Raw genomic sequence first — 18057 nt, forward strand, 5'->3', positions numbered from 1 at the left:
GTTTCATGTTTCGTAGAATGTTCAAAATATAGGTGTCAGATAAATTAGTAATTAATCAGGGGGGTAATGATGTGCTGAATTTTTCTTTCACGGAAGAGCAAGATTATTTTCGTAAAATATTGAAAGAATTTGCGAAGGAAGAGTTGCTTCCACATTATACAAAATGGGATCGCGAAGAGATTACTCCAAAACATTTGTGGAAAAAGCTGGGGGAACTTGGCGTGAATGGTCTTCGGATTCCAGTGGAATATGGCGGAAGCGGTGCGGACTGTGTGACAACGGGGATAGCTGCTGAGGAGATAGGTCGTGGTGATTTCAATCTCACTTACGCGGTGATGTTGAATGCATTAATCGGTGAAATTATCAATAATCATGCTAGCGAGGAACTGAAAAAGGAGTGGCTTCCCAAAATATCAAGTGGTGAAAAAATTGTTGGCATTGCCATTACGGAGCCATCCGCCGGTACGGATGCAGGCGGAATTAAAACAACAGCTGTACATAAAGGAAATAGGTATGTGCTTAATGGAGAAAAGTCTGGAATAAGTGTAGCTATGTGTGGAGATGCCTTTGTTTTATTTGCAAAGACGGAACCTGAATGGGGAAATCGAGGGATAAGTGCTTTCATGGTTCCTGCCGATATTCCGGGTGTTGAATGTAGAGGGTACACGGACATGGGGAATATCCCCATTGGAAGAGGTTCGATATATTTAACCGATGTCGAGATTCCGGAAGAGTATATGATCGGTCTTCAAAATAAAGGGTTTTCCCAAGTGATGAATGGGTTCGATTTAAGTCGGCTGTTAATAGGGCTGCAATGTGTGGGCACCGCTTCACAAAGTATCGATGAAACCATCGAATATGTGAAAATCAGACATTCATTTGGTAAACCGTTGGCGACATATCAAGGGGTCTCCTTCCCCATTGTGACCCACTATACCCAATTAGAACTGGTGAAGTGGCAAGCCTACCGAGGACTTTGGCTTCGTGACCAAGGGCTGAATCATAGTAAAGAATCGGCTTCCGTTAAGTGGTTAGGTCCTAAATATAGTGTAGAAGCTATCCATGAATGTTTACTGTTGAATGGTCATTATGCTTATACGAAGGAAATGCCTCTTGAGCAACGCTTGCGTGATGTGATTGGGTTGGAAATTGGTGATGGCACTGCACAAGCCAATATGATGGTCATTGCAAAGGACATTATAGGAAAGGAGTTCCGTTCTCATTAATCCAATGGATTAGTATTTTTACATTCAGTTGAAACGGAAAATATTACCAAGAAATAAAAATTATTTACAGTCGTATTAGGTACCGATTAAGTTCGTAATTAACAGTGAATTGATGTGATACAAGGCAAAACATTCTTAATAGACTAAGATAATGAAGGGAATGAAAACGATGGAATTAACAGATGTAATCTATGAAAAAAAAGGTGGAATTGCAAAGATAACAATGAACAGAACTAAAGTTTACAATGCTTTTCGTGCCAGAACCATTCAGGAATTAATTTGGGCTTTCCGGGACGCTTGGGATGATAATCGTGTTGGTATAGTGATTCTGACTGGAGCAGGTGAGAAGGCATTTTGTGTAGGTGGAGATCAAAAAGAAAAGGGAGAGGAAGGGGGATATAATCATTCGGGTGGTTTAGGAGGTGGAATGGGACTGGAAATCGAAACGCTGCACCAAACGATCCGCAACATTCCTAAGCCGGTCATTGCAGCGGTTAATGGGTTTGCCATCGGAGGCGGGCATGTCCTTCATGTCATTTGTGACCTAACAATTGCATCTGACACGGCAAAATTTGGCCAGAGTGGGCCAAAGGTCGGTAGTTATGATGCAGGTTTTGGTTCAGCTTATTTAGCACGAATTGTCGGAGAAAAGAAAGCAAGGGAAATCTGGTATTTATGTGAACAATATTCTGCACAAGAAGCAAAAGAAATGGGACTTGTAAACAAAATCGTTGCCTCGGAACAACTGCACGAGGCAGCAGAAGAATGGGCAAGAAAGATCCTTGATAAGAGTCCTACTGCGCTAAAAATGCTCAAATATTCCTTTAATGCAGATAGTGCTAACATTCAAGGGATTTCTCAACTATCGATGGGCAGTTTAGCGATGTTTTACAATACAAAAGAATCGGAAGAAGGAAAAAACGCCTTCCTAGAAAAGAGGCCTGTAGATTTTAAAAAATTCAGAGGTTGATGAGGGGGATGAAAACTGGTGAAATTGGAGACGATTTTGACTCAGGAATATGTGGGGGAATTTCAAGGCGTTTGGCCAAACCGAACCATCTTGGATTACTTGAATGATGCTATAGTAAAGCATCCAGATAAGATGGCGATTATCGATAAAAAAAGTAGTTTTACTTATAAGCAGCTTGGTAAGTTGGTCGATCGGATCGCTTTGGGTCTCTTGCATATAGGATTGGGTAAGGAGGATGTTGTCTCTTTTCAACTGCCTAACTGGAATGAATTTATAATCTTGCACTATGCTATTACAAGAATCGGTGCCATTAGCAATCCATTGATACCTATTTATCGAGATAGGGAAATTGGCTATATGGTTGGGATGGCAGAATCTAAAATGATTGTTGTACCAGAGTATTTCCGTGGGTTTTATTACCCTGACATGATTGAAAGACTAAGTCATCAATGGCCATCAATGAAACATATATATGTGATTGGTGACAGTGCGCCGAATGGGATGAAACTGTTCTCCTCCTTATTTGAGGAACCTTGGGAAGACAGGATGGATTCATCCATTTTGGATGAAATCACACATGACCCCAATGAAGTGACTGAAATTATCTTTACCTCGGGAACCACAGGGAGTCCAAAAGGAGTTATGCATACACATAATACTCTTTGTATATCAACGAATTATTGGATTGACCGCCTACATTTAACATCCGATGATGTTCTTTTCATGGCGTCAACGTTCGCCCATCAAACAGGTTTTGGTTATGGAGTTAGGCTCCCTACTCATATTGGAGGTACGGGAGTCTATCAAGACATTTGGAATCCGAGAGAGTTTATTGAATGGGTTGAGAGGGAAAAGATAACGTTTACGGCCGGAGCTACTCCTTTTCTGCAAGATACGGTTCAAATGGAGGGGATAGAAAGGTATGACCTTAATTCGCTACGAGTCTTCGTAGCTTTAGGTGCCCCGATTCCCAGGCATTTAGTAAAGGAAGCCATGGAAAAAGTACCTTTCAAGATATTGTCAGGATGGGGGCAAACAGAAGATGGCTTGGTAACCTTGACGAGACTTGAAGATCCAGAAGAAAAACTGACGAATACCGATGGAATTCCGTTTCCGGGAATGGAACTAAAGGTCGTCGATTTTGAAGGGGAGGTCTGTGCCCCGAATATAGAAGGCTCTTTATTAGTAAAGGGTCCGGCTCTTTTTGTCGGCTATTTTAAACGGATCGATGATACTTTAGCTGAGTATAGTGACGGATGGTTCATTACCGGTGATCGAGCATTCATGGATGAAGACGGATATATTCGAATTTCTGGAAGAAACAAAGACATAATCATACGTGGCGGTGAAAATATTCCAGTCGCTTATGTAGAAAATGTATTATATGAACACCCGGATATTTCTAGTGCTCAGGTTATTGCGGTTCCAGATTCCCGTCTTCAGGAAAAAGCATGTGCATGTATCAGCATGAAAACGGGCAAGAGCCCGATCACGATGGATTCCATGCAGGAATTTCTCTCGGAAAAGGGTTTGGCCAAACAATATTGGCCTGAATTTCTTGAAATAATGGATGACTTTCCTCGTACGGCAAGCGGGAAAATCCAGAAATTCCGGCTCCGGGAAATGATAAATGAAAAGATAATCGACAATATATAAGCAGCTTAATAAATCCATATTGACTAAATGGTGAAAGTGGAGGGAAATATGATGAATAAAAGAATGGCATTTATTACCGGTGCTGGAAGCGGAATTGGCAGAGAGATTGCAAAAAAATTGGCTTCTCGCAATTTTAACATCATAGTGGCTGATATAAATCATAAAAATGCTGAGGAAACGGTTACTTTAATCGAAAAGTCGGGTTTTGAAGCTAGAGCGGTCCATTGTGATGTAACGAAATTAGAAAGTGTTAAAAAAGCCGTTGAAGAATCAGTGAACCATTATCATAGAATAGATATATTGGTTAATAATGCAGGCTGGGATAAGGTGGAACCTTTTTTAAAAAGTGATCCTAGCACTTGGAAAAGGATTATCGATATTAATTTACTTGGGCAGATCCATACTTGCAAGGAAATTTTACCTCTCATGATTGAAAATGGTTACGGAAAGGTAGTGAATATTGCATCCGATGCAGCTAGAGTAGGATCAAGTGGAGAGGCAGTTTATTCGGCTGCTAAGGGAGGGGTGATTGCCTTCACAAAAACGATAGCAAGAGAAATGGCACGTCACAAACTCAACATCAATTGTATTGCGCCAGGTCCTGCTGATACGCCCCTATTTCAAGAAATAGGCTCATATAATGAAGGTATAGCAGGCGCCTTGGAAAAAGCGATTCCATTTCGTCGGCTAGCTCAACCAGAGGACATTGCCAGTGCCGTTGCCTATTTCGTTTCGGAAGATGCCGGGTATATTACGGGGCAAACTCTTTCCGTAAATGGTGGATTAACAATGGTTTAATCAATCAAGTTAGGTGGTTATGCAAGATTGAAAGGCTAGTAAACCAAAAGCATTAGGTTGAAAACTTTTCTAATACGTTTGACAATTGGATTTATCGTGTTAATATAAAGGCAAATGAAAATTAAATATACAATTTGTACCACTAGGGGTGCTTTATAGGTAAAAGTTGATTTTACCGCAGAAGCTGAGATTAAAGTATGACTTTAAGACCCTTAGAACCTGATCTGGTTTATACCAGCGTAGGGAAGTGGGGTCTGGAACAATACGTTTCTGTATTTTTCAAGCACAACCACTTTCTTTACGTTTAAGAAAGTGGTTTTTTGTTTGCAAAAAAAGGGGTGATAAAGGTTTTTTTCTGTAAGATTCATTGAAAAATACAATTTGGAGGTAATGGACATGAAGTTTTCAGAGGAAATTCGTCGGGAAGTTGATCATATTTGGGAAGCTAGTTTTAATCACCCGTTTGTTGCAGGAATAGGAGATGGCACATTACCATTGGAGTGTTTTCGTTTTTATGTCATGCAAGATGCCTATTATTTATCTCATTTTGCCAGGGTTCAAGCTTTAGGGGCAGTCAAAGCTACAGATTTACATACAACAAGCAGGCTTGCCGGCCATGCACAAGGAACATATGAAGCGGAGTTGAAACTTCATGAGAATTTTTCTGAGAGATTAGGCATCACAAAAGAAGAAAGGGAAAATTTCAAACCTGCCCCGACTGCTTATGCTTATACTTCCCATATGTATCGTGCAGCTTATTCGGGACATTTAGGGGATGTTATTGCAGCTATCTTGCCGTGTTACTGGCTGTATTATGAAATAGGTGAAAAGCTGCAAGGGTGCGTACCCGAAGAGCCGATTTATCAAGAATGGATAGCGGCTTACGGAGGAGAGTGGTTCCGCACTTTGGTGGAAGAACAAATTGCAAGGCTTGATGAGATTGCTGAAAAAGTAACAGACGAAGATAAGGAGAGAATGAAAGAGCATTTTATCCTTAGCAGCCAATATGAATACTCATTTTGGGAAATGGCTTATCGTTTAGAGACATGGCCTGTGCATCAGGAAACACTAGAAGTATAAAGGAGAATGAAATAATGAAAAAAGGATTGAAATTAACTGATATATTAGTCACGATTGTGATTGCGGTAGCATTTGGAATCGTTTATATCCTTTGGGGTTCGATTTACTATTCCGTTAAACCATTAGGATTACATCTGGATCAACTTATTTATGGAATGTGGTTTATAGCTGGTCCCGTCGCCTTTTTAATTTTACGGAAACCGGGTGTGGCACTTTTGGCGGAGATTGCTGCAGCTTCCGGGGAATTCTTTCTAGGTTCTCCATGGGGGCTGACCGTACTGTTATATGGGGTGGTCCAAGGTTTGTTCGCGGAGCTGGTGTTCATGGCGTTCAAATATAAAAAATTCAATATGTCGGTGACTGTTTTAGCTGCGGTAGCTTCCTGCCTTGCATCAGTAATAATGGATTTTGCATACGGGGAAATAGGTGCGCTTTCTACTTGGAATCTTTTGTTGTTCATGATAGCGAGGTTTGTGGGTTCCGTATTCTTTGCAGGTGTGACTGCCTATTATCTAGTCAAGGTTCTGGAAGCAACAGGAGTAACCAATCTTGTTCGTCCGGTTACAAGTAAAGATTATGCAGAACTGGATCAAAAGTAGAGGTTGAGGGCCATGGAACCAATCGTTTCAGTTGAGAAGTTAAGAATGAAATTTCCCGGTGATGAATCTTTGATATTCAAGGATCTATCCTTATCGTTTGATAAAGGAGAAAAAGTGTTATTGTTGGGACCATCAGGATGTGGTAAATCCACACTTCTGCAAGTGTTAAGCGGTTTGATTCCGAATTCCATCGAAGTACCGATGAAAGCGGATAAATTGAAATGCCCTTCTTCATGGGGATATGTTTTTCAAGACCCTGATAGTCAGTTTTGCATGCCATTTGCCGATGAGGAAATTGCCTTCGTACTTGAGAATCTTTCCATCCCTAGAGAAGAAATGAGAGAGAAGATCCAAAATCATTTCCGTAAAGTAGGATTGAACCTAGGCCATACAAGTATAGAAACATTATCAGGCGGGATGAAACAGCGTCTGGCAATCGCTTCAGTATTGGCCCTTGAACCAGAAGTAATATTTTTAGATGAACCGACCGCCATGCTTGATCCGGAAGGAACAAAAGAAATCTGGGACTTATTGAAGGAAGTCGGACGAGACAAAACGGTTATTATCGTCGAGCATAAAATTGACCATGTTTTAGAATTCATCGAACGAATCGTGCTTTTAAACGATGAAGGTCAAATCATGGCTGATGGTCCAAGAGACACCATTCTTTCACAATATAAAAATGAAATGAAAGAACATGGAATTTGGTTCCCTGGTGTTTGGGATGAATATGTAAATGAGTATTCACCAATTCGTGAACACCAATTTACAGATGGTTCACTCCTTATGCATGTGCAAGGATTTAGCGGTTTTCGGAATAAAGAGGAAAAAATCAAGGTTGAAGAGCTGAAGGTTCATTCAGGGGAATGGATTGTAATCAGGGGAGAAAATGGCGCGGGGAAGAGTACTCTTTTGCATGCACTGATGCAGTTCATAAAAACGAATGGTAAGTATGAATTAATGGGGACCCCCATTAAAAGGGTGAAAAACCCAACGGATCATATGACGTTTGTCTTTCAAAATCCCGAGTTTCAGTTCGTTGCAAATACTGTATATGAAGAGATTGCCTATTCATTGCGAATTGACAAAAGGCCGCAACAAGAAATAGATGAGAGAGTCCGCTCATTGCTTAAAGTGTTCCGCCTTGAGGCGCATCGGGATAAACATCCGTTTCAATTATCAATGGGTCAAAAGCGTCGCTTAAGCGTAGCTGCTTCAATCGTAATAGACAAAAAAATCATTCTACTTGATGAGCCAACCTTTGGCCAAGATTCGAAAAATACCTTTGCATTACTGGAATGGTTTGAGGAATATCGAAGGCGCGGAATAACAGTGATCATGGTAACTCATGATGATCATATTTCAAAGAACTTTGCAACAAGGATCTGGACGGTTAAGGACGGAAACGTAATAAGTGATGAAAACATTGCGCAATCAGGATTATTGGAGACCAAAGTTAAAAGGAGTGTCATGTAGATGAATGTTTCAAATGCAGAAACATGGCTCCATAGAATTAATCCAAGCCTTAAACTTGGTGTACTGATTGTGTTATGCATCGTGGCGTTATTCATTCATGACCTGAATTATATGATGAATATCACCATTGGCGTATTACTTTTATTTTTGTTTTTTACCGGGCATTCGATAAAACGAATCTTACTTTTGTCGATTCCCTTTTGTTTCATTTTTATATCCACCTCTTCCGCAATGATATTATTCGGGCAAGGTGAGACGCTTTGGTTTGAGTGGGGCCTGATATCGATTACGGAAGAAAGTTTCATGAGGGGTTTACTGGTGGGCTTTCGAGCTTTGTTCTTTGCGGCTCTTGGTTTAACTTTTTCATTAACGACGAGGCCAGTGAACTTGTTTTATTCGTTAATGCAGCAAGTTAAGCTTAAACCGAAATATGCCTATAGTTTCATGGCGGCATTAAGGCTGATTCCCATCATGATGGAGGAGTTCCAAACGATACGAAACGCGATGAAGGTACGCGGTTTCGAAAGGGGAAAAGGGATAAGATCGGTATATTTTAAAATGAAAGCCTATTCCATCCCGTTGTTATCCGGAAGCATCAGACGTGCTCACCGAATCGCGGTTGCGATGGAGGCAAAGCGATTTACAGACACTCGGGATCGAACATACTTTTATGAATTTGGATTTTCAAAAAAGGATCATGGTTTCATTTTGTATTTTATCATCCTGCTGTTGGCCGGCTTTTATCTATCGATTCAATTCCCGTTAGTATCTATTTGATTTTATGAGATTGTAACTTTACTAGTTAGGGGTTCTTAGTATGAATGCACATGAATTGCATATTATTTCTACTGGGAAACAGCCAATTGAAAAGTTTGTTGAGATCGCTTCAAACATTCAGGAACATGTTGATTTCTTTTATCTAAGGGAAAAGCAGATGAGTGCGTCGGAACTCTATCGAGCAGTGACCCTGTTACATGATAATAAGATTCCACTATCTAAGATCGTCATAAATGACCGGGTGGATGTAGCCTGGGTACACAAAGTATTTGGTGTGCAATTGGCTTTTCATAGTTTAGATGCGGGAGTCGTAAAAGGAGCTTTTCCAGGGATGAATGTTGGCTGTTCGATCCATTCCATGGATGAAGCGAAAGCCGCATTCAGCAAAGGAGCCAATTACGCGATTTATGGACATGTTTTTGAAACGGATTCAAAAATCGGACTTCCTCCTAAGGGAGTTAAGGAGCTTCATGCAATCACAAGAAATGTCAATCTTCCGATAATTGCGATAGGCGGAGTAACACCTTTCAATTGCCAAGTCGTGCTGGATGCGGGGGTACGCGGAATTGCCGTCATGTCAGGTGTGCTTGAATCTGAAAATCCGATTAAAGCCGTTAAAGAATATTCGAAGTCTTTGGGAAAGGAGACATAAGATGAATTCCATATATGATGCAATCATTGTTGGGGGAGGAGTAATAGGTGGATCCATCGCTTTTCAATTAGCCAAACGAGGTAAAAAGGTCCTTTTATTGGAAAAAGATAGACTCGCCAGTAAAGCATCCAGTGCTGCAGCCGGGATGTTAGGGGCACAATCCGAGTTGGATGCTGATAACCCGCTTTTTACATTGGCAAGCCGAAGCAGGGGGATGTTTCCTGCACTGGCGGAAGAATTAAAAGACATAAGTGGAATAGACATCGAATTTGTGAACAAGGGCATGTTTAAGGTGGCGCTAACGAATGATCAGGTAGCCGAGTTGAAGAACATGATCAAAGTCCAGCAAGAAGCGGGACTTGAGGCTGAATGGCTATCGACTGCAGAAATAAGAAAAACGGAACCGCTTCTATCGGATGAGATTAAGGGGGCCATGTTCATTCCGAAGGATGGACAAGTTTCAGCCACTAGGCTGTCGCTCGCATTTACTGAATCTGCAGCTGCCCTTGGTGTAGATATAAAGGAGTTTGTTCATGTCTCCGATTTAGTTAAGGAAAACGGATGTGTGACGGGAGTGGTCACGAACATAGGTGGATTTTCAAGTAAAAATGTCATCGTGGCAGGTGGGGCTTGGAGTGCTTTCCTCCTTGAAAAAACAGGGATGAGACTCGACAGTTATCCAGTAAAGGGTGAGTGCTTTTCCGTCCTGACCGATCGTCCATTGCTTGAAAAGACAATCTTCTCACATGGCTGTTATCTTGTGCCCAAAGTTGGTGGAAGAATCATTGTCGGGGCAACGGTTAAAGCGAACACTTTCGATCAAAAGGTAAGTCTTGACGGGATTTCTACGTTAATAGAAAAGGCAACGCAATTGCTTCCGGCGATTAAAGGAACGGAATTGGAAAAGACATGGGCAGGTATACGCCCCCAAACTGGGGACGGCTTGCCGTACTTTGGTGAACATCCAGCATACAAAGGACTTTTCATTGCAACGGGGCACTACAGGAATGGCATCCTGCTTTCTCCAATTACAGGTGTACTTATAGCTGATCTTTTAGAAAGGAAGACAAATGTCGAATGGTCCGCTTTTCGATTGGATCGTTCGATACAGACTCTTTTTTCTTAATGGAGGTGGATGAATTGGAATTGATTATTAACGGGGAAAAAATACGGATTCCTGCTGATGAATCAACAGTTACAGGGCTTCTGCAACACTTTGATTTACATCAAAAAGTGGTGATTGTTGAATTGAATGATGAAATATTAGCAAAAGAAAGTCTAAGTGAAACACTTTTGTCAAATGGAGACAAGGTAGAGATTGTACATTTTGTAGGAGGCGGATGATATGTTAAAGATAGGTTCTTATGAATTTTCTTCAAGATTGTTATTAGGTACAGGAAAGTATCCAAACTTCGATGTTCAAAAGCAATCAGTGGAGGTTTCGGAGACGGAAATATTAACATTTGCGGTCCGGAGAATGAATATTTTTGAAGTCAGTCAGCCCAATTTTTTAGAAAAGCTTGATTTGAAAAAATACACACTCCTTCCCAATACAGCAGGAGCTAAAACTGCCAAAGAAGCAGTGCGCATAGCCCATCTTGCAAAGGCATCTGGCTTATGTGACATGATTAAGGTAGAAGTCATTGGCTGTCAAAAAACACTGCTGCCTGATCCGATTGAAACCTTAAAAGCTGCTGAAGAATTAGTGAAACTGGGATTCACCGTATTACCCTATACTTCGGATGACGTGTTGCTCGCTAAGCGCCTGGAAGAAGTGGGGTGCCATGCAATCATGCCTGGCGCTTCACCAATTGGCTCTGGTCAAGGCATTATAAACCCACTGAACTTACGATTCATCATGGAACAATCTGAGGTTCCTGTAATTGTCGATGCAGGGATTGGGACGCCCTCCGATGCGGCAATCGCCATGGAATTAGGGGCGGATGGCGTATTGCTTAACACTGCTGTTTCCGGCGCAAAAGACCCCGTCAAAATGGCGAAAGCAATGAAACTGGCCATTGAGGCAGGTCGATTAGGGTATGAAGCAGGAAGAATCGCAAAAAATGATTACGCGATAGCAAGCAGCCCAGTTGAAGGATTGAGCATTGGATGAATGAACGTTATTCACGTCAAGAACTTTTTGGCCCTATAGGGGAAGAAGGGCAATTGAAAATTCGCAAAAAACACGTTTTGGTGATTGGAGCGGGTGCTCTCGGTACGGGAAGTGCAGAAGGTCTTGTACGAGCAGGAATTGGGAAACTCACCATTGTGGACAGAGATTATGTAGAGTGGAGCAACCTTCAAAGACAACAGCTTTATTGTGAAGATGATGCAAAAAAAAGAATACCGAAAGCAGTGGCAGCAAAGAATCGTTTGAATGCGCTAAATTCAGACGTTATCGTAAAACCGCATGTGGCGGATGTTTCGGTTGATGAATTGGCGAAGCTTGTTGAAGGCGTGGATTTAATATTGGATGCCACAGATAATTTCGATACGAGGATGCTTATAAACGATACTGCGCAAAAATATAAAATACCTTGGATTTACGGGGCCTGTGTAGGAAGTTATGGGATAAGTTACACGGTGATCCCAGAGGTGACACCATGTTTGAATTGTTTGCTGGAAACGGTTCCAATCGGAGGACTGACATGTGATACTGTGGGAATCATCAGCCCTGCTGTTCAAACGGTCGTTGCCCATCAACTGGCGGAAGCATTAAAAATCCTTGTGGAAGATTTTGAATCACTAAGAAACAAAATCGTTTCATTTGATCTTTGGAAAAATGAACATTCATCCATAAATGTAGCACAATTAAAAAAAGATTCTTGTTTGTCATGCGGGTCAAATCGAACGTACCCCCATCTCTCCTATTCAAATCGAACGAAAACAGCCGTTTTATGCGGAAGGGATTCTGTCCAGATTCGGCCGGCGATGAATCTTGAAAGAGACTTAGCGGAAATCGAAAAAAATCTTCTCGCACAAGGTGGTAAGATCGTAAGGAATCCTTATTTACTTTCATTTACGATCGGAGCCCATCGGTTGGTCGTTTTTAAAGATGGGCGGGCATTGATTCATGGAACTAAAGATATTGCCGAAGCAAAAACGTTATATCATCGTTATATTGGCTGAACTGTAATAATGGAATAACAAAGACTTAAAACGTTAAAATCAGTGGCCTTTATAATAGGAAGGAATCGAAAATTCTTTTTGTGACTTATTTGCTCTACAAACATAAAACGAAAGCGGTGTCTGCCTTTTCTGGGCGGCACCGCTTTGTTATGGAACGATTATTTAAGCAGCTTACATATCATGACTGCTATTATGCTTCTGACGGGTGTGCTGTCTGTTTTTCACCTTATGAGAACCGCTTAACGGTGCAGGTTGACCTGGGTTATTTCCTTTAGGAGCATTTTTTCGAATATCTTTACCATCGTTTTTGTTCATGTGCTATCCCTCCTATCTCTTAAGATAATCAGTCCGAGAAATTTTATTCACATACATATATTTGCAAACCTCGTACATGCTATTGATGGACACTAATTAAGGAGATGAACCCAAATGCAGGATAAACAAGATAAGCGAAGGACTTTCCAGGAAGCCCAGCAAAGTTATCAACAGGTATTTGATGTATACTCATCCATTGAGAAGAACGCACCGGATTACGGAACGGAATTGAAACATGTGAAGCAGGAAGTGAACGAGGCCTATCAGCAAATACAGTCTGCTTTAATCACCGCTTCCGAACATCAGAAAGAACAATTGAAAAAATTCGAACAGGATATTCAGGCAATCGTCAATGAGGTCAATTCAGAGGAATATTGAGTGACAGGTTCCATCATCGTGAGTTCATGCGCTTTAATTATGCGTTTCCTGATTTTAGAATGGAATAGGCTTTTTGAAAAATGCAGTACATCTGCCATTTCAAAAAGCCTATCCTATTTAACGCCTAGAAATGAGGGAAATCATTGGTTTTTCTTTCTTTTTTTATTATTTTGCCTTTGCATTTCAGATAATGGCGGTTCATTTCCCAGTTCATCATTGTAACCAGCTCCATTACCTTGCGCTTTTGCAGCATTCATACCTGGTATAACATGATTTGCCTTTTGTTTTGTCATTTCGACACCTCCACCCATAGAATGCGATAATGTCGAATGATTATGTATGAAGTGCTAAGATGTTTTGCTGGAATAATTTATCAGACTACAAATTGGGGTATTTTCAATAAAATGCATATCAGCAAGGCTTCCTAAATGCACTTTAATATGTGGGGGATTTTTTTCTATAAGAGAAACTTATCAAAAACAATAACTTTCTTGTTATTTACTTATACTCATTTCTATATTAGTATTAAGTTGAAGGAAGAGTTAGAGTGGGAGAAGAGAGAGAAAATTCGACAAACTAACTTTTTTACTTATATTTATGGTAAACATGGTTTCAGTGAACCAGGTTTTACTTTTATGTGCAGAATAAGTTCTGACAGTTTAATAGGGGGTAATATTCATGACGAAAAATGACGTATACCAAGCGCGTAAGTCCTTTGAAATTGATGGGCAACGCTACAACTACTACAGCTTAGACGCTATTGAAAAAGCAGGGGACGGCCAAGTATCACGCCTTCCATATTCCATTAAAGTATTACTTGAAGCGGTACTTCGCCAAGTGGACGGAAGAGTAATCACAAAAGAACACGTTGCGAACCTTGCTAAATGGGGAACAAGCGAGCAACAAGATATAGATGTTCCGTTCAAGCCATCACGTGTAATCCTACAAGATTTCACTGGTGTTCCAGTTGTTGTTGACTTAGCTTCTTTACGTAATGCTTTCGCAGCACTTGGTGGAGATCCTGACAAAATCAACCCGGAAATCCCGGTTGACCTTGTAATTGACCACTCTGTACAAGTTGATAAAGCAGGTACAATGGATTCCCTTGATGCCAATATGGATCTTGAATTCGAACGTAATGCAGAGCGTTATCAGTTCCTAAGCTGGGCTCAAAAATCATTCAACAACTATCGTGCAGTTCCACCAGCAACTGGTATCGTTCACCAAGTTAACCTAGAGTACCTTGCGAACGTGGTTCATGCTGTTGAAACTCCAAACGGCGACTTCGAAGTATTCCCTGACTCTGTTTTCGGTACAGATTCACATACTACAATGATCAACGGTATTGGTGTTCTTGGTTGGGGTGTCGGCGGTATCGAAGCAGAAGCAGGCATGCTTGGACAGCCTTCTTACTTCCCAGTTCCAAAAGTGGTTGGTGTTAAACTGACTGGCCAACTTCCTAAAGGTACAACAGCTACTGACCTTGCATTGAAAGTAACACAAGTTCTTCGTGCACACGGCGTAGTTGGTAAATTCGTTGAGTTCTACGGCCCAGGAGTAGGATACCTTCCACTTGCTGACCGTGCAACAATCGCTAACATGGCTCCTGAATACGGTGCTACAGTTGGTTTCTTCCCTGTTGATGCAGAAGCGATCGATTACATGCGCTTAACAGGCCGTGATGAAAATCAAATTAAAGTGGTTGAATCATACTGTAAAGAAAATGGATTGTTCTACTCTCCTGAAAACGAAGATCCAGCATACAATGATGTTGTGGAAATCGACCTTTCAGCAATTGAACCAAACCTTTCAGGCCCTAAACGCCCGCAAGATTTGATTCCACTTTCTCAAATGAAACAATCTTTCCATGATGCTATCAATGCACCTATGGGCAACCAAGGTTTTGGCATGGACAATTCTGAATTGGATAAAGAAGTAACTGTTAAATTTGCGGATGGTAAAGAAACGGTAATGAAAACAGGTGCGATTGCAATTGCTGCAATCACAAGCTGTACGAACACTTCTAACCCATATGTAATGCTTGGAGCGGGTCTTATTGCTAAAAAAGCAGTTGAAAAAGGCTTAACTGTTCCAGATTATGTTAAAACATCATTGGCACCAGGTTCTAAAGTTGTTACTGGTTACCTTCGTGATGCTGGTCTTCAACCATACCTTGACCAATTAGGATTCAACGTAGTTGGTTATGGCTGTACTACATGTATCGGTAACTCAGGTCCATTAGCGGACGAAATCGAAGCAGCTGTTGCTGAAGCAGATCTTCTAGTAACATCAGTACTTTCAGGTAACCGTAACTTTGAAGGACGTATTCACCCACTTGTGAAAGCAAACTATCTTGCTTCTCCTACTTTGGTTGTTGCATATGCACTTGCTGGTACTGTGGACTTCGATCTAAACAATGATTCACTTGGTAAAGACAAAGATGGTAACGATGTATATCTTGCTGATATCTGGCCATCACAAGAAGAAGTTAACGCTGCTGTTAAAGCAACAGTTACACCGGAATTATTCCGTAAAGAATACGAAACAGTATTCAACGATAACAAACGTTGGAATGAAATCCAAACTAGCAACGAAGCAATTTATGCTTTCGATTCTAAATCAACATATATTCAAAATCCTCCATTCTTTGAAGGATTATCACCAGAACCAGGTTCAGTTAACCCGCTTTCTGGTTTGCGCGTAGTAGGTAAATTCGGTGACTCAGTAACAACTGACCACATTTCTCCTGCAGGTGCAATCGGTAAAGATACACCAGCTGGTATCTACCTTCGTGAAAACGGTGTGAAACCGCGTGACTTTAACTCTTACGGTTCTCGTCGTGGTAACCATGAAGCGATGATGCGCGGAACGTTCGCAAACATCCGTATTCGTAACCAAGTTGCTCCAGGTACAGAAGGTGGATACACAACTTACTGGCCAACAGGCGATGTAATGGCCATCTATGATGCTTGTATGAAATATAAAGCTGATGGAACAGGTCTTGCAGTCATCGCTGGTAAAGACTATGGTATGGGAAGCTCTCGTGACTGGGCTGCGAAAGGTACTAACCTTCTTGGCATCAAAACAGTCATCGCTGAAAGCTTTGAACGTATTCACCGTTCTAACCTTGCATTAATGGGTGTTCTTCCACTTCAATTCAAAGAAGGCGAAAACGCTGAAACGCTTGGGTTGACTGGTAAAGAAGCGATCGCAGTTAAAATCGACGAAACAGTTAAACCTCGTGATATCGTAACAGTTACAGCTACTGATGAAGCTGGAAACGTAAAAGAATTTGATGTGCTTGTTCGTTTCGATTCCGAAATCGAAATCGACTACTACCGTCACGGTGGTATCCTTCAAATGGTATTACGTAATAAATTAAAAGGCTAATTTCAGCTTTTAGGAAGCGGTAAACCTCCTTGTCAGGTTTACCGCTTTTTTTGTGTCAAGTTTATGAAACAAAGCGATATCATGATATGATTTGAAGGAATTACACTTTTCCGGATGTCCATTTATTGTTAAGATGGAATAGGGAAGTTGTTCTATTTCTGGAAATGGACTAATATTTTTATTGTAATGGGACTAGGAGGACGAGTATGCTTAAAAAAATTATTGCTTCGGTGGCCTTACTGTCACTTATTACGGTAGCGATCGTGCAGGCGATGGATAATGAACCAAAGGGAAATGACGAAAAAGATGCTTTGGGCGGATTGGAAATTGGAGCTAAAGCACCGGATTTCTCCCTGAAAACTTTGGATGGGAAACAAGTTGAATTATCTGATTATAAGGGTAAAAAGGTAATGCTGAATTTTTGGGCAACGTGGTGTCCGCCTTGCAAGAAGGAAATGCCAGATATGGAGAAATATGCACAGCAAGCTGGTGATGATGTCGTCGTTCTAGCCGTCAATATTGACCCCGAAAACGATGTACAAGCATTTGTAGAGGATAATGGAATTACTTTTACAATTCCGCTGGACAGTCAAAGTGCCAAGAATCCAGTGAATGAGCGTTACAAGATTCTTAGCATACCAACAACTTACTTCATCGACAAAGAAGGCATTATCAGGAATAAGGTAATTTCAGCCATGCAACTTAAAGATATGGAACGAAATATAAATAGTATGCAGTAGGGGAACCTTTATGAAGTTCAATCAGTATTGAAGAAATTAGCGTCACTTGGCAGACAGTCGGCGGTAAAGGAGCGGATATTCTTAAAAACAACGGGAACGTTTTTTTCAGAACAAAAAGGTAGGTCAATTGGCCTTTCACCGAAATTTTACTACAGTCGGACGGAACCTTGAGGTTCCGTTTTATTGTATGTTAACAAAGTTGTCAAAATTTAATGGAAAAATCAAAAAAATTAAAAAATTATGGTTAATGTTTGTGAAAAAAGGGTTAAAGTATAGAGAGTGGAGAAATGGAACTTTATCGGATTAAAAATCTGATAATTATGACAATTTTAGGGATGGAAACCATATAGTCATAATTTTACGTTAATTCGGCAATACTGAATAGTATATTAAAATAAGTAGGTGAAAAGCATGAAAAAAAGAAAAAGGACATTTGAAGAATTAATTAAAGAAAACAAAAGGGAATTATTGATGGACGTTAAACAAATGGAAAGACTTGAGGAACGTCTTGAAAAAAAACATATGCAAAAGGCTGAATAAGTTTTGCAAAAGATATATTAAAAAGAGCCAGTGCCATGAAGGTCCCTTCAAAGTGCTGGCTCTTTTTTCATGGCTTTTTCAAAAACTGGCATTCATGAATTTCCTCTTTTTAATCCATGATAAGAGAAGGAGGCGATAGAATGGGTAATCCAAAAAAAGATTCCAAACACTTTAGACCAAGCCATCTAGGGACACAACCAATAGCAGCGGGTGGGAATAACGGTAAGAAAATGCAGGACAAATCCGGTAAACATCCTCAGGTCATTCAAACTAAAGGCGAGTAACCCTTGATAAAAAGTCGTAATAATATTATGTAAACAAAAAAACATGA

At 40.7% G+C, this 18057-nt stretch carries 20 protein-coding genes and 1 riboswitch; of the genes, 18 read left to right on the forward strand and 2 right to left on the reverse strand.

Translation table 11 applies throughout. The features are described 5' to 3' along the window. Positions 1-71: 71 nt before the first annotated feature. The 13 genes from AC3ISB_RS11720 to AC3ISB_RS11780 all read left to right on the forward strand — a co-directional run bounded on the left by AC3ISB_RS11720 (position 72) and on the right by AC3ISB_RS11780 (position 12363). Entirely contained in the window at positions 72-1226 is a 1155-nt protein-coding gene (locus AC3ISB_RS11720; RefSeq protein ID WP_489276473.1) for an acyl-CoA dehydrogenase family protein, read from the forward strand. Positions 1227-1395: 169 nt separating this feature from the next. Next, complete coding sequence (gene menB, locus AC3ISB_RS11725; protein WP_489276475.1) at positions 1396-2196, forward strand: 1,4-dihydroxy-2-naphthoyl-CoA synthase; 801 nt, start codon at positions 1396-1398, stop codon at positions 2194-2196. 18 nt (positions 2197-2214) lie between these two features. Continuing rightward, positions 2215-3852, forward strand: coding sequence for an AMP-binding protein (locus AC3ISB_RS11730; RefSeq protein ID WP_489276477.1), 1638 nt, complete (start codon positions 2215-2217; stop codon positions 3850-3852). A 48-nt stretch (positions 3853-3900) separates the two neighbouring features. Then, complete coding sequence (locus AC3ISB_RS11735) at positions 3901-4650, forward strand: SDR family NAD(P)-dependent oxidoreductase (protein ID WP_489276479.1); 750 nt, start codon at positions 3901-3903, stop codon at positions 4648-4650. A gap of 134 nt (positions 4651-4784) precedes the next feature. Further along, positions 4785-4913: riboswitch (TPP riboswitch) on the forward strand. Between the two features lie 133 nt (positions 4914-5046). Beyond that, positions 5047-5730, forward strand: a complete 684-nt coding sequence (gene tenA / locus AC3ISB_RS11740; protein ID WP_144528082.1) for a thiaminase II — start codon at positions 5047-5049, stop codon at positions 5728-5730. Between the two features lie 14 nt (positions 5731-5744). Then, positions 5745-6329 (forward strand): ECF transporter S component, encoded by a 585-nt coding sequence (locus tag AC3ISB_RS11745; protein WP_480338948.1) that lies wholly within the window; start codon positions 5745-5747, stop codon positions 6327-6329. A gap of 12 nt (positions 6330-6341) precedes the next feature. Continuing rightward, entirely contained in the window at positions 6342-7805 is a 1464-nt protein-coding gene (locus AC3ISB_RS11750) for an ABC transporter ATP-binding protein (protein ID WP_480338949.1), read from the forward strand. After that, positions 7806-8582 (forward strand): energy-coupling factor transporter transmembrane component T family protein, encoded by a 777-nt coding sequence (locus AC3ISB_RS11755; protein WP_098371880.1) that lies wholly within the window; start codon positions 7806-7808, stop codon positions 8580-8582. It abuts the gene before it with no gap. Positions 8583-8622: 40 nt separating this feature from the next. Beyond that, positions 8623-9234 carry a thiamine phosphate synthase gene (locus tag AC3ISB_RS11760; protein WP_098371881.1) on the forward strand — a complete coding sequence of 204 codons (612 nt, stop codon included), beginning with the start codon at positions 8623-8625 and terminating at the stop codon, positions 9232-9234. A 1-nt stretch (position 9235) separates the two neighbouring features. After that, complete coding sequence (thiO, locus tag AC3ISB_RS11765) at positions 9236-10360, forward strand: glycine oxidase ThiO (RefSeq protein ID WP_480338950.1); 1125 nt, start codon at positions 9236-9238, stop codon at positions 10358-10360. Positions 10361-10374: 14 nt separating this feature from the next. After that, positions 10375-10578, forward strand: coding sequence for a sulfur carrier protein ThiS (gene thiS, locus AC3ISB_RS11770; protein WP_076371426.1), 204 nt, complete (start codon positions 10375-10377; stop codon positions 10576-10578). Position 10579: 1 nt separating this feature from the next. Beyond that, positions 10580-11347: a thiazole synthase gene (locus AC3ISB_RS11775; protein ID WP_489276483.1), complete on the forward strand. Its 768-nt coding sequence runs from the start codon at positions 10580-10582 to the stop codon at positions 11345-11347. Then, on the forward strand, positions 11344-12363 hold the full coding sequence (locus tag AC3ISB_RS11780) for a thiazole biosynthesis adenylyltransferase ThiF (protein ID WP_141994297.1): 1020 nt from the start codon (positions 11344-11346) through the stop codon (positions 12361-12363). Before AC3ISB_RS11775 ends, AC3ISB_RS11780 begins: the two co-directional genes overlap by 4 nt. A 171-nt stretch (positions 12364-12534) precedes the next feature. On the opposite strand, the gene AC3ISB_RS11785 is transcribed toward AC3ISB_RS11780, so the two are convergent. Further along, positions 12535-12678, reverse strand: a complete 144-nt coding sequence (locus tag AC3ISB_RS11785; RefSeq protein WP_063233544.1) for a small acid-soluble spore protein P — start codon at positions 12676-12678, stop codon at positions 12535-12537. A 114-nt stretch (positions 12679-12792) separates the two neighbouring features. On the opposite strand from AC3ISB_RS11785, the gene AC3ISB_RS11790 reads away from it, so the two are divergent. After that, on the forward strand, positions 12793-13056 hold the full coding sequence (locus AC3ISB_RS11790; RefSeq protein WP_098371884.1) for a hypothetical protein: 264 nt from the start codon (positions 12793-12795) through the stop codon (positions 13054-13056). A gap of 140 nt (positions 13057-13196) precedes the next feature. On the opposite strand, the gene sspO is transcribed toward AC3ISB_RS11790, so the two are convergent. Next, the gene (sspO, locus tag AC3ISB_RS11795; protein WP_034312428.1) at positions 13197-13349 is read right to left on the reverse strand and encodes a small acid-soluble spore protein SspO; all 153 of its coding nucleotides are present in this window, start codon (positions 13347-13349) and stop codon (positions 13197-13199) included. 385 nt (positions 13350-13734) lie between these two features. Here sspO and acnA point away from each other — a divergent pair, with 385 nt between their 5' ends. The 4 genes from acnA (at position 13735) to AC3ISB_RS11815 (ending at position 18010) form a co-directional block, all read left to right on the forward strand. Then, a complete protein-coding gene (acnA, locus tag AC3ISB_RS11800) occupies positions 13735-16446 on the forward strand; it encodes an aconitate hydratase AcnA (RefSeq protein WP_141994296.1) in 2712 nt (903 codons plus the stop codon). A gap of 206 nt (positions 16447-16652) precedes the next feature. Further along, complete coding sequence (locus AC3ISB_RS11805; RefSeq protein WP_098371887.1) at positions 16653-17186, forward strand: TlpA disulfide reductase family protein; 534 nt, start codon at positions 16653-16655, stop codon at positions 17184-17186. A gap of 411 nt (positions 17187-17597) precedes the next feature. Then, the gene (locus AC3ISB_RS11810; RefSeq protein ID WP_072272906.1) at positions 17598-17726 is read left to right on the forward strand and encodes an FbpB family small basic protein; all 129 of its coding nucleotides are present in this window, start codon (positions 17598-17600) and stop codon (positions 17724-17726) included. A 140-nt stretch (positions 17727-17866) separates the two neighbouring features. Continuing rightward, on the forward strand, positions 17867-18010 hold the full coding sequence (locus tag AC3ISB_RS11815) for an acid-soluble spore protein N (protein WP_057275900.1): 144 nt from the start codon (positions 17867-17869) through the stop codon (positions 18008-18010). Positions 18011-18057: the final 47 nt, after the last annotated feature.

The organism is Peribacillus sp. GL_122 (genome assembly GCF_057835005.1).

Coding starts and splice junctions, on each gene's coding strand:
- AC3ISB_RS11780 (WP_141994297.1), top strand. CDS start 11,344: ATGAATGAACGTTATTCACGTCAAGAACTTTTTGGCCCTATAGGGGAA.
- menB (WP_489276475.1), top strand. CDS start 1,396: ATGGAATTAACAGATGTAATCTATGAAAAAAAAGGTGGAATTGCAAAG.
- AC3ISB_RS11785 (WP_063233544.1), bottom strand. CDS start 12,678: ATGAACAAAAACGATGGTAAAGATATTCGAAAAAATGCTCCTAAAGGA.
- acnA (WP_141994296.1), top strand. CDS start 13,735: ATGACGAAAAATGACGTATACCAAGCGCGTAAGTCCTTTGAAATTGAT.
- AC3ISB_RS11735 (WP_489276479.1), top strand. CDS start 3,901: ATGATGAATAAAAGAATGGCATTTATTACCGGTGCTGGAAGCGGAATT.
- AC3ISB_RS11750 (WP_480338949.1), top strand. CDS start 6,342: ATGGAACCAATCGTTTCAGTTGAGAAGTTAAGAATGAAATTTCCCGGT.
- AC3ISB_RS11755 (WP_098371880.1), top strand. CDS start 7,806: ATGAATGTTTCAAATGCAGAAACATGGCTCCATAGAATTAATCCAAGC.
- AC3ISB_RS11760 (WP_098371881.1), top strand. CDS start 8,623: ATGAATGCACATGAATTGCATATTATTTCTACTGGGAAACAGCCAATT.
- AC3ISB_RS11805 (WP_098371887.1), top strand. CDS start 16,653: ATGCTTAAAAAAATTATTGCTTCGGTGGCCTTACTGTCACTTATTACG.
- sspO (WP_034312428.1), bottom strand. CDS start 13,349: ATGACAAAACAAAAGGCAAATCATGTTATACCAGGTATGAATGCTGCA.
- AC3ISB_RS11815 (WP_057275900.1), top strand. CDS start 17,867: ATGGGTAATCCAAAAAAAGATTCCAAACACTTTAGACCAAGCCATCTA.
- AC3ISB_RS11810 (WP_072272906.1), top strand. CDS start 17,598: ATGAAAAAAAGAAAAAGGACATTTGAAGAATTAATTAAAGAAAACAAA.
- thiO (WP_480338950.1), top strand. CDS start 9,236: ATGAATTCCATATATGATGCAATCATTGTTGGGGGAGGAGTAATAGGT.
- tenA (WP_144528082.1), top strand. CDS start 5,047: ATGAAGTTTTCAGAGGAAATTCGTCGGGAAGTTGATCATATTTGGGAA.
- AC3ISB_RS11790 (WP_098371884.1), top strand. CDS start 12,793: ATGCAGGATAAACAAGATAAGCGAAGGACTTTCCAGGAAGCCCAGCAA.
- AC3ISB_RS11775 (WP_489276483.1), top strand. CDS start 10,580: ATGTTAAAGATAGGTTCTTATGAATTTTCTTCAAGATTGTTATTAGGT.
- AC3ISB_RS11745 (WP_480338948.1), top strand. CDS start 5,745: ATGAAAAAAGGATTGAAATTAACTGATATATTAGTCACGATTGTGATT.